The 11462-nt window shown below is 70.0% G+C and carries 9 protein-coding genes; 5 read left to right on the top strand and 4 right to left on the bottom strand.

Annotation, left to right across the window (positions count from 1 at the left end; genetic code table 11):
- The first annotated feature begins 60 nt into the window (after positions 1 to 60).
- The 5 genes from AC1D12_RS00390 (at position 61) to AC1D12_RS00370 (ending at position 5056) form a co-directional block, all read left to right on the top strand.
- Positions 61 to 1497: an alpha-hydroxy acid oxidase gene (locus tag AC1D12_RS00390; RefSeq protein WP_477838346.1), complete on the top strand. Its 1437-nt coding sequence runs from the start codon at positions 61 to 63 to the stop codon at positions 1495 to 1497.
- A gap of 107 nt (positions 1498 to 1604) precedes the next feature.
- Complete coding sequence (locus tag AC1D12_RS00385; protein WP_477824618.1) at positions 1605 to 1799, top strand: type II toxin-antitoxin system VapB family antitoxin; 195 nt, start codon at positions 1605 to 1607, stop codon at positions 1797 to 1799.
- The gene (vapC, locus tag AC1D12_RS00380; protein WP_477824619.1) at positions 1796 to 2197 is read left to right on the top strand and encodes a type II toxin-antitoxin system VapC family toxin; all 402 of its coding nucleotides are present in this window, start codon (positions 1796 to 1798) and stop codon (positions 2195 to 2197) included. Before AC1D12_RS00385 ends, vapC begins: the two co-directional genes overlap by 4 nt.
- 29 nt (positions 2198 to 2226) lie before the next feature.
- Positions 2227 to 2670 (top strand): universal stress protein, encoded by a 444-nt coding sequence (locus AC1D12_RS00375; protein WP_477838344.1) that lies wholly within the window; start codon positions 2227 to 2229, stop codon positions 2668 to 2670.
- Positions 2671 to 2917: 247 nt separating this feature from the next.
- The gene (locus AC1D12_RS00370) at positions 2918 to 5056 is read left to right on the top strand and encodes a TonB-dependent siderophore receptor (protein WP_477824621.1); all 2139 of its coding nucleotides are present in this window, start codon (positions 2918 to 2920) and stop codon (positions 5054 to 5056) included.
- 8 nt (positions 5057 to 5064) lie between these two features.
- Here the strand turns inward: AC1D12_RS00370 and AC1D12_RS00365 are convergent, their stop codons facing one another.
- From AC1D12_RS00365 to creD, 4 genes are read right to left on the bottom strand one after another with little or no spacing between them, the layout of a single operon-like run.
- Positions 5065 to 7356 carry a putative bifunctional diguanylate cyclase/phosphodiesterase gene (locus AC1D12_RS00365; protein WP_477824622.1) on the bottom strand — a complete coding sequence of 764 codons (2292 nt, stop codon included), beginning with the start codon at positions 7354 to 7356 and terminating at the stop codon, positions 5065 to 5067.
- Positions 7353 to 9032 carry a GMC family oxidoreductase gene (locus AC1D12_RS00360; RefSeq protein ID WP_477838342.1) on the bottom strand — a complete coding sequence of 560 codons (1680 nt, stop codon included), beginning with the start codon at positions 9030 to 9032 and terminating at the stop codon, positions 7353 to 7355. Before AC1D12_RS00360 ends, AC1D12_RS00365 begins: the two co-directional genes overlap by 4 nt.
- Before the next feature lie 10 nt (positions 9033 to 9042).
- Complete coding sequence (locus AC1D12_RS00355; protein ID WP_477824624.1) at positions 9043 to 10002, bottom strand: quinone oxidoreductase family protein; 960 nt, start codon at positions 10000 to 10002, stop codon at positions 9043 to 9045.
- A gap of 32 nt (positions 10003 to 10034) precedes the next feature.
- Complete coding sequence (creD, locus tag AC1D12_RS00350) at positions 10035 to 11417, bottom strand: cell envelope integrity protein CreD (protein ID WP_477824625.1); 1383 nt, start codon at positions 11415 to 11417, stop codon at positions 10035 to 10037.
- Positions 11418 to 11462 lie beyond the last annotated feature (45 nt).

Here is an 11462-nt window from a genome sequence, read left to right as displayed (position 1 = left end):
TGTCGAGCGCGGACATCGCGCGGCGAACGAAGGAAAACGCGACTCGATCTGCGGTTTGCGATGAAGCGGACCGGAGAGCCGTTCAAGCCCTTCGAACATTGGCTTCAGAAAATTCGGATACTCACGTTCTCGTGGTCCCCGACCATCCCTGGCCCCATGAATGAGGAAGCGCCCTTGAACAACTCACGCACCCATGTTGCTCTCGCCGATCGCGTGCGGGCCCGCCRCCGCCTGCTGCAATTCCTGGCGGGCAGTCCCTTGCTGGCCGGCTCCGCAGCCCCGGGCGTGATCGCCGCCCTGGCGGCGACACTGTCCGATGCGGCGTCGGCGCAGAGCTACGACGTGCTGCGCGCCCAGACACGCAAGGTCGGCGACATCATCGAAGCGCCCGAAGACGCGCTCAACGTGATGGACTTCGAGCCGGCGGCGCGAAAGGCGCTGCAGGCCCAGGGCGCTCCTGCACACTGGGGTTACATGGCCACCGGCGTCGACGACGACGCCACGCTGCGCGCGAATCATGACGACTACGACAAGCTCCGCATCAAGGTGCGGCGGCTGGTCGACGCGCGCAAGATCGACACGCGGATCCGCCTGTTCGGTGCCGAGTACGCCAGCCCGATCTTTCTGTCGCCGGTGAGCAGCCAGGGTGCATTCCACCCCGAAGCAGAGATCCCGGTCGCACGCGCGGCGGGCGCGAGGAAGCAGCTGATGGTTCTGTCGACCTCCAGCAATTCGTCGGCCGCCGACGTGGCCAAGGCGCACGGCGCACCGATCTGGTTCCAGCTCTATCCCACCGACGACTGGGACGTGACGCGGGCGCTCGTCAGGCGTGCCGAAGAGGCCGGGGTCACTGCCATCGTGCTGACGGTGGACCGGCAGGGCGGGCGCAACACCGAGACGCTGTTCCGTGCGCGCAGGCAGGACGATCGGCAGTGCGTCGCCTGCCATGCCGGCGGCTTCAAGAACGAAGTCTCGCGCAAGCCCGCGTTCAACGACATCGACGTGTCGCACGTGACCAACCTGTACGGGACAGGCATGACCTGGGACTTCGTCGCCAAGCTGCGTGCCGCGACCAAGGCGAAGGTCGTCCTGAAGGGCATCATGACCGGTGAGGACGCTGCTCGCGCGGTGCGGGCCGGCGTCGACGGCATCATCGTGTCCAACCATGGCGGACGCGCGGAAGAGAGCTTCCAGTCGACGATCGGCGCGCTGCCCGAGGTCGTCAAGGCGGTCGCCGGCAAGATCCCGGTGCTGGTGGACGGCGGAGTCCGCCGCGGGACCGACGCCTACAAGGCATTGGCACTGGGCGCGACGGCGGTCGGCATCGGGCGCCCCTACTGCTGGGGGCTCGCGGCCTTCGGCGAACCGGGCGTCGCGGCCGTGCTCGGCATCCTGCAGCGCGAGTTCGAGACCATCATGCGTCAAACCGGGGCGACCCGGCTGAAAGAGATCACCGCCGCGACGGTCGCTGCCGGCCCGTCGTTCGCCTCGCGATGATCACACTTGAGTGGGCGAGGGCGCGTTTGCGGCAAAAGCATGAGCTCAGGTGAAGAATCCCCGCAGAGGTGCTACGCTGTGTAAGGAATTCCTGGCGGATACACATCATGCGAACGAACATCGAGATCGACGACAAGCTCATGAAGGACGCCTTGAAGGCCACGGGCGCGAAGACCAAGCGCGAGGCCGTGGAGTTGGGCCTGCGAACCCTGGTGCGACTTCGTGCGCAGGAGAAAGCCCGCGAACTCAAGGGAAAGATCACCTGGGAAGGTGACCTGGAATCCATGAGGACGGACCGGTGATCCTGGTCGACTCCAGCGTCTGGATCGACTACTTTCGCGCGGCGGACACGCCGCAGGTCGCGCTTCTGGACTCGGTCCTCGGGCGCAGCCCCGTGGCCGTGGGCGACCTGATCGCGGCGGAAGTCCTGCAGGGAGTTCGCAGCGAGCGCGAGTTCAAGCTGGTGAAGCAGACCCTGGAGACCTTCGATCACATCGATCTGGTCGGCTACGGCCTGGCGGTGAAGGCTTCCGCGAACTACAGGACTCTGCGCGCCATGGGCATCACCATCCGGAAGACCATCGACACGCTGATTGCAACCCGGTGCATCGAAGACGGATTGATGCTGCTCCACGCGGACAGGGATTTCCTTCCCTTTGCCGAGCACCTCGGGCTCAAGCAGGCATATTCGGGGAACTGACGCGAGCCCCCAACCCCGCGGGTCCCTCCATGTACCAACACATCCTCGTCCCGGTCGACGGCAGCGACACCTCCACCCGCGGCCTCGACGAAGCGATCCGCCTCGCGAAGCTGACCGGTGCCACGCTGCGCCTGATCCACATGGTCGACGAACTGAGCTTCGCGACCGGCTTCGGCGGCTACGCGGGCGATGTGGCGGGCGTGCTGAAGAGCGCCGGCAACGAGGTGCTGGCCCGGGGCAAGGCACGCGCCGAGGCGGCCGGCGTCCCCGCCGAGGTCGCGCTGTTCGAGACGATGCAGCGCCGGCTGGCTGACGTGGTGGTCGACGAGATCGGCACATGGCCGGCCGACCTCGTCGTGGTCGGCACGCACGGCCGCCGCGGCATCGGGCGCTGGGTGCTGGGCAGCGATGCCGAGCAGATCCTGCGCAGCTCGCCGGTGCCGGTGCTGCTGGTCCGGCCACCGGCGCATTGATCGGCATCAGGCCAGCGTCGCGCCGACAACACACGGGCCTGCGCTTCAAAGCGCTTTGTTGAGAACAATTCTTATTAGCCTGTAGACTTGCCCGCCAGGAGCGCCGGCAAGCCGCCATCCCCATTGCGGGACGAGCCGCGGGCAACCCCAACCCACCGCCACCACGACAGCACGCGTCCGGCATCGGCCCGCGTGGCGCAGCCCTGCCCGACAAGACGCGGCGTCCAACGCATTTGGAGAAGTACCCGTGAACCACCCCTTCCTGATGACGGCCTGCGCCATCGCCGCCAGCCTGGCCCTGGGCGATGCCCGTGCGCAAGACGCCAGGCCGCAAGAGACCAAGCCGCCGGAAGCCGCACTCGACAAGGTCTCCGTGACCGGCAAGCGCGTGCACCGCGTCTCCAAGGGCGCCACCGGCCTGCCGATGGACGTGAAGGAAACGCCGCAGACCATCAGCACCATCGACCAGGGCGAGATGGCCGATTTCGGCCTGACCGGCAGCAATGAGGCACTGGGCCTGGCCACCGGCATCAATGTCGAGCAGTACGAGACCAACCGGGCGACCTTCAATGCGCGCGGCTTCGAGATCCAGCTGACGCAGGTCGACGGCCTGGGCATGACCAACTCCTGGGGCACCGTCGTCGGCCGCGAGGACACCTTCCTGTTCGAGCGCATCGAGCTGATCCGCGGCGCCAACGGGCTGCTGACCGGCGTGGGCAACGCGTCGGGCACGATCAACTACGTGCGCAAGCGCCCGAAGAACGAGGACGGCGGCGCAGCCAACGTGACGCTCGGCTCCTACGGCCTCAAGCGCGTGGCGCTGGACTACAACAAGGTGCTGGCCGAGGACGGCTCCTGGGCCGGCCGCTTCGTCGTCGCCCATGAGGACAAGGACTCCTGGATCCGCAACCTGCACAACGAGCGCACCTCCCTCTACGGCGTGGTCGACGGCCAGATCGGCACCGACGGCGTGCTGACGCTGGGCGTCACCGCCGTCGACGCCAAGCAGGATTCGCCGATGTGGGGCTCGCTGACGCTGCTGCGCTCCGACGGCACGCAGGCCGACTTCGACGTCGGCTCGTCCACCTCGCAGAAGTGGACCTACTGGAACAACAAGTCCTACAACGCGTTCGCCGAGTACTCGCATCACCTGACCCCCGACTGGGAGGCCAAGGCCACCTACAACTTCCGGCACGGCAACGAGTCGACGCGCCTGCTGTACGCGTACTCGCCGACCGGTGTGCTGAACCCGGACAACACCGGCCTGGTGGGCTGGCCCTACCGCAGCGAAGGCAGCGCGGACAACCACGTGCTGGACGTCAGCCTGAACGGCGAGTTCTCCGCCTTCGGACGCAAGCACAGCCTGCTGGTCGGCGTGAGCCAGTCGCGGGAGAAGACCTCCGTCGACGCCTTCGCCCCGTCGACCGACCTGGGCAACCTGCCGTCGCTGCCGGCCTTCCCGTACGGCGACGACGCGTTCCCCGAACCGGCGTGGGGCCCGCGCCTGCCCAGCACCCGCGGCGAGCAGACGCTGACCCGCGTGTACGCGGCCTCGCACCTCACGCTGACCGATTCGCTGAAGGGCGTCGTGGGTGTGAACGCGGTGCGCCTCGCGCGCGAAGGCGCGTCGATCTACGGCACCACGGCCACCAACACCGACTATCCGGTGACGAAGGAGACGAGCCCCTACGTCGGTCTCACCTATGACTTCATGCCCGACCTGCTGGGCTACGTGTCGTACTCGAACATCTTCCAGAACCAGGACCAGACCGACTACAACGGCAAATACCTGGACCCGATGAAGGGCGTCAACGCCGAGCTCGGCGTGAAGGCCGAGTGGCTCGACAAGGCGCTGCTGACGACCTTCGCCGTGTTCACCGCCAAGCAGAACGGCCTGGCGACCTACGCCGGCACCATCACCGAGGTGCCCACCGACGACCCGCGCTACAACCAGTCGTGGTACGAGGGCAAGGACGTGACGTCCAAGGGCTACGAATTCGAAGCCACCGGCCGCGTCGCGCGCGACACGAAGCTGACCTTCGGCTACACCCGCCTGATCCTGACCGGCCCGGACGGCAACGCCATCTACGAATGGGTGCCGCGCAACACCGTCAACTTCCGCATCGACCACCGCTTGCCGGCGCTGCCGGCCTTGCGCGTGGGCGCGGGCGGCCGCTGGCAGTCGGACGTGAGCAAGAACGGCAGCGCGAAGCAGGGCGCCTTCCTGGTGGCCAACGCCTTCGCCGCGTATGAGCTGACCCCCGCCGCCACCGTGCGGCTGAACGTCAACAACGTGTTCGACAAGAAGTACATCACCGGGCTGGCCTACGGCGCGATCTACGGCGCGCCGCGCACGGTCGCGGTGTCGCTCGACTACAAGCTCTGACCCGGGCCTCAGGGGGGCGTGAGAGAGGGTCCCGGATTGGCATCCGGGCTGCGCATCTCGCCCAGCCAGCGCGCGGCGTCTTCCGGCGACAGCGGCCGCGCATACAGGTAGCCCTGCAGCACGTCGCAGCCGGCGGCCGTCGCCGCCCGCGCGTGCTCGCGCGTCTCGACCCCTTCGGCCACCACGTCCAGGCGCAGTGCCGAGGCCAGGTCGCAGATCGCCTTGACCACCGCGGTCGCGTCCGGCGCCGGCATCGGGTCGATCAGGCTGCGGTCGATCTTCACGGTGCGCAGCGGCAGGCTGCGCAGCATGTTCAGCGACGAGAAGCCGGTGCCGAAGTCGTCCAGCGCGACCTCGATGCCGTGCGCCCGCATCTGCCGGATCTGCTCGCGCGCCTGCTCCATGTAGGTCACCGCCGCGCTCTCGGTGATCTCCAGCGTCAGCAGCCCCGGCGGCACGTCGAAGTGCCGCAGCGTGCGCAGCACCAGCTCCGGGAAGCCCGGGTCGAGCAGCTGCAGCGGCGACACATTCACCGCCACCGGCACCGTCTTGCCGAACGCGCCGCGCCACTCCGAGATCTGCTGGCAGGCCTGCGTCAGGATCAGGTTGCCGAGCGGCCCGATCAGCCCGGTGCGCTCGGCCGCCGGGATGAACTCCATCGGGCTGATGCGCCCGAGCCCCGGCCGGTCCCAGCGCACCAGCGCCTCGAAGCCGACCAGCGTCTTGTTCTGCGCATCCACCTTCGGCTGGTAGACCAGGCAGAACTCGTCGTTCTTCATGCCCGCCCGCAGCGCCTGCTCGGCATCGAGCGACGCGCCCGAGCCGCGCTCGAAGCGCTCTTCGGCGAACTGCACCGAAGTGCCCGGCGTGCGCTTGGCCTCGTGCATCGCCGCATTGGCCGCGCGCAGCAGCGCCTCGGGCTCGCGCGCGGTGGCCGGGTAGGTCGCCATGCCCATCGACACGTCGAGAAAGAACTCGTGCTGCGGCAACGCGAGCGGCTGCATCAGCATCTGGCGCACCGCCTGCGCGACGCTGTGCGCGGTGCGGTCGCTCTCGCTGCCCGGCGCGAGCAGCGCGAACTCGTCCTCGCCCAGGCGCATCACCTCGGCGCGCCCCGCCAGCGCCTTCTGCAACGCGGCCGCCAGCGAGCGCAGCACCGCATCGCCGATCGACGGGCCATGCGCCTCGTTGAAGAGCTTGAAGCGGTCGACGTCCATCAGCACCAGTGCGAACGGCGTCGGCAGCTCCGCGCCGCACAGGTCGCGCAGCCGCTGCAGCAGCGCGACGCGGTTCGGCAGGCCGGTCAGCTCGTCGTGCGTCGCCTGGTACAGCATGGCCTGTGCCGCGTCGTGCTGCGCGGTCTCGTCGGTCACCACCACCTGCTCGGCCGGGCGGCCGTCCCAGTCGATGCGCCAGGCGCTGAAGCGCAGCTGGATCGGCGTGCCGTCGAAGCGGTAGCGCATGCCCTGCCAGCTGGCCTGCCGCAACTCGCCGGCGATGATCTTGCGGTGGCGGTCGCGCGCCTGCTCGCGCTCCTCGGGCGGCATCGTCGCCTCGCGCCACAGCGTCAGCACCTCGGTCAGCGCGCTCAGGCCGTAGATCTTCAGCAGCGCCGGGTTGGCGTACAGCAGGTCTTCGCCGCGCACCACCGCGACGCCCTGGTGCGAATGCTCGGTGAGCTGCAGGAAGCGGTCGCGCAGCCGGCGCGATTCTTCATTCGAGCGACGCACCGCGGCGTGCAGCAGCGCGAGGCCGAGCGTCAGCCGCAGCATCGCCGCCACCGTCGCCTGCAGCGTGATGCCGGCCGGGCCGAAGAACACGAAGGTGAACTGGTTGATGCCCAGCAGCATCAGCAGCAGCCCGGCCAGGCGCTCCGAGCCGCCATGCCGCCACAGCCAGATGGTGGCCACCAGGCCGGCGGCGACGTGCAGGCTCGCGCTCACCGCCTGCGCCGCCTGCACGTTCAGCGGCACCAGCAGCGCCGCCACCAGCAGCAGCACCGCGCCGAGCGCGAAGGCCTCGGCGCGGCTCGGCATGCGGCCGGCCAGGCGGGCGCTGCCGACCAGCAGCAGCGACAGGTACAGCGCCGACACGCCGACGATCACGACCGTGCCGAGCGCCGCGACGACACCGTCGTTCTGCGCCTGCATCAGGTAGGCGGCGGGAATCATCGCCTGGCTCGCGAACGCCCAGCCGAGGTCGCGCGAGAACAGCTGCGCCCGGTCGCTGCGCCAGGCGAGCAGCAGCGCCCAGCCGACGATCAGGTTGACGCAGGCGTTGATGGCGAGGGCGAGCGTCACGTGCGGGCCGCTTCCTCGCGGATCCACTGGGCGGCGCGCTCGGCGATCATCAGCGTCGGCGAGTTGGTGTTGCCGCTGGTGATGGTGGGCATCACGCTCGCATCGACCACGCGCAGCTTCTTGACTCCGTGCACCCGCAGCTGCGCATCGACCACCGCGTCGGCATCGCTGGCAGGGCCCATCTTCGCGGTGCCCACCGGGTGGAAGATCGTCGTGCCGATGTCGCCGGCCAGCCGCGCGAGTTCATCGTCGGACTGGAACTGCACGCCCGGCTTGATCTCCTTCGGGCGGTAGGGCGCCAGCGCCGCCTGCTCGACGATGCGGCGCGTGACGCGCAGCGAATCGGCCGCGACGCGCCGGTCTTCGTCGGTGCTCAGGTAGTTGGCGCGGATGCTCGGCGCGACGGCGGCATCGCCGCTTCGGATGTCGATGCGCCCGCGGCTGGTCGGGTTCAGGTTGCACACGCTCGCGGTGAAGGCGTTGAAGCGATGCAGCGGCTGGCCGAAGGCATCGAGCGACAGCGGCTGCACGTGATATTGCAGATTGGCGAATGGCTGCGCGGCATCGCTGCGCGTGAAGGCCCCGAGCTGCGACGGCGCCATGCTCATCGGCCCGCTGCGGCGGAACACGTACTCGGCCCCGATCATCGCCTTGCCCCACAGCGAATTGGCCATCGTGTTCAGCGTGCGCACGCCATCGACCTGGTAGACGGCCCGCACCTGCAGGTGGTCCTGCAGGTTGCCGCCGACGCCGGGCGCGTCGCGCATCACCATCACGCCGTGCTGCTGCAGCAGCGCGCGCGGGCCGATGCCCGACAGCTGCAGCAGCTGCGGCGTGCCGACCGCGCCGGYGCACAGGATGACCTCGCGCGCCGCGCGGGCGCGCACGCGCTCGCCACCGCCCTGCGGGATCACCTCGACGCCGTTGGCTTGCGGTTGGCCATCCCACGAACCGTCGCTCGGCCCGGGCTCGACCAGCACGCGCGCGATCTGCGCGCCGGTCCACACCTGCAGGTTGGGCCGGCGCAGCACCGGCCGCAGGAAGGCCTTGGCCGCATTCCAGCGGATGCCGCTGCGCTGGTTGACGTCGAAGTAGCCGACGCCTTCGTTGTCGCCGCGGTTGAAGTCGTTGCTGTGCGGGATGCCGGCCTGCTGCGCCGCCTGCGCGAACGCGTCGAGGATCTCCCAGCGCAGGCGCTGCTTCTCGACCCGCCATTCGCCGCCCGCGCGCTGGCCGGTCCGGTCGAAGCCGGGCGCGGCATGGAATTCATCGGCGCCCTTGTGGAAGTCTTCGTGCTGCTTGAAGAAGGGCAGGCACTCCTGCCAGCTCCAGCCGGGGTTGCCGAGCGCGCCCCAGTGGTCRTAGTCGCGYGCCTGGCCGCGCATGTAGATCATGCCGTTGATGCTGGAGCAGCCRCCCAGCRYCTTGCCGCGYGGRTAGCGCAGCGAGCGGCCGTTCAGGCCGGGGTCTTCGTCGGTGTGGAACAGCCAGTCGGTGCGCGGGTTGCCGATGCAATAGAGGTAGCCGACCGGGATGTGGATCCACAGGTAGTCGTCGTTGCCGCCGGCCTCGATCAGCAGCACGCTCTTGGTCGGGTCGGCACTCAGCCGGTTGGCCAGCAGGCAGCCGGCCGTGCCGGCGCCGCAGACGATGTAGTCGTAGGTGATCTCGCGCATCGGGGGGGGCTCAGGGAATCAGCAGGACCTTGCCGGTCGACGCACGGCTCTCCAGGCGGGCATGCGCCTGCGCACCGTCGGCCAGCGCGAAGCGCGAGTCGACCGGCACGCGCAGCCGGCCGCTGCGCACCCAGCCGAACAGCTCGCCGGCCCGGCTGCGGCGCTCGTCGGCGCTGGTCAGCACGTTCCACAGGTCGCCKCCGGTGAGGGATTTCGAGGTGTCCATCAGCAGGCGCGGGTCGACCGGCGCCGGGTCGCCGCCGGCCATGCCGTAGAAGACGACGTGGCCGCCGGTGCGCACCGCGGCCAGGCTCTGCGCGAGCGTGGACCCGACCGAGTCGTAGACCACGTCGACGCCGCCCGGCGCGAAGGCCTGCGCCGCGGCCACCCAGTCCTGCGAATACAGCTCCACCGCATCGGCGCCGGCCTCGCGCGCCTGCGCGGCCTTGGCCTCGCTCGACGTGAGCCCGATCACGCGGGCGCCGAGCGCCTTGCACAGCTGCACCAGCAGCCCGCCGACGCCGCCGGCCGCGGCATGCACCAGCACGCGCTCGCCGGCCTTCAGCGCGTGGCTGTCGCGCACCAGGTACTGCGCAGTGAGGCCTTGCAGCAGCACGGCCGCCGCGGTGTCGAAGCCGATGTCGTCGGGCAGCGGGATCAGCTTCGCGAGGTCGACCGCCACCAGCTCGGCGTTGGCGAACGGCATGTCGGCGAAGCCGACGCGGTCGCCGGGCGCGAAGCCGCTGCCGGCCGGCGCCGCGACGATCTCGCCGGCGCCTTCATAGCCGGCGATGTACGGCGGCGAGCCGGCCAGGTGGTAGGTGCCCTTGCGCCGGTAGACGTCGGCGAAGTTCAGCCCGATCGCGCGGGTGCGCACCAGGGCCTGGGCGGGCCCCGGCGCCGGGTCGGGATGCGGGCGATAGCGCAACACATCCGGCGCACCGAAGCTGTCGAAGCTGAGCACATTCATGGTGCGGCATGGTACCCGCCGCCCGGACGGCCTCAGCGCGGCGCAGTGACGCCGTACCAGTCGAAGCGGCGCGTCGCGACCATCACCGCGGCAAGCACCACGAACAGCAGCACCGAGCCGATCACGAGGGCCGTCTGCTCCATCTGCAGCAGCGTGTACAGCGCGCCATAGAGCCCGGCGATGCCGGCCCCGAAGCCGAGCCCTTCGCGCCAGCCGCCCAGCACGTGGCGCCCGTAGAAGGCGAGCAGCGCGACGCAGGCCCCCGCCGCCACCGCGTACGACGCGGCGAACGGGAAGTGCTCCGACAGGCTCAGCAACAGCAGGAAGAACAGGCTGATCGCGCAACCCACCAGCAGGTACTGCACCGGGTGCACGCGGCGGCGCAGCAGCAGCTCGACCATCGCGACCGCGACGAAGGTGAGGCCGATGAAGAGCAGGCCGTACTTGATCGCCCGGTCGCTCAGCGAGTAGGGGTTGACCGGGTCGATGAAGGCGACGCTGAACGCCTCGGGTTGGCCGGACGGACGAGCCCCGCGCACCTCGTCGGGCGACCCGGCGACGGCGGCCGCCGTCAGCGGCACCGCCGTCGACACCGCGACCTCGCCCGACAGGTCGGTCGCCGCGCCGGTGGCGAGCGCGGACACATCCCAGGTGGCATCGAAGCCGTTCTTGCGCACCTCGCGCCGCGTCGGCAGGAAGCGGCCGCCGAACGACGGGTGCGGCCAGTTGCCCGCGAGCGTCATGTGGTTCTCGCGCCCCACCGGCACCAGGCCCAGCTCACTGGTGCCGGTCAGGTCGAGCGACAGCTTCACCGGCGCCGGCACGGCGGCGCGCAGCCAGCCGTCGGGCAGTCGCGCCTGGAAGCCTTGCGGGCGCTTCTCGTCGCCGGTGCCGGGCTGCACCACCAGCAGGTCGCTGCCGACGCGCACGTCGGCGCGCCGGATGCCGCGCGGGTCGGTCACCTCGACCTGCAGCACCGGCGGCTCGCACTGCAGCCGCCCATTCGCATGCCGCAGCGCCGGCCGCACCGGTGCCCAGGCGGCCTCCATCTCGGCGTGCAGCCCGTAGGTGTTGACCTTGAACAGGCCGCGCCAGCGCGGCTCCATCGTCGCGGTGGCGGTCACGTCGAGCCGGGCCGGCACGCTGGTGACGATGAACTCGCGCGTCTCGACGCCGCTGCGGGCAGCGGCGCCATGGCCGTACTGCACGTCCCACGACTCGGTGCAGCGCGTGCGCAGCAGCGGCCCGAGCAGCGCCTGCCGGCCGGCCTGGCTCTCCTCGACGTTCTGTTCGGCCTCGGCGAGGCGCCTCTGGCGTTCATCGACCAGGGCACCGATGCGGCCCAGGGCCAGGGACAACAGGACGGCGATCGCGCCGATGGCGGCCGCCTTGACGAACAGCGGGTGGGGCTTCATGCGGGCTCCAGGAGTTGAAGCGCCGCACTGTGGCCAGCACCGTTG

The sequence above is a fragment of the Rhizobacter sp. P1_G5 genome (genome assembly GCF_056405435.1).
The sequence above is the reverse complement of the archived record's forward strand: the minus strand, read 5'-3'. Positions and strand labels throughout refer to the sequence as shown.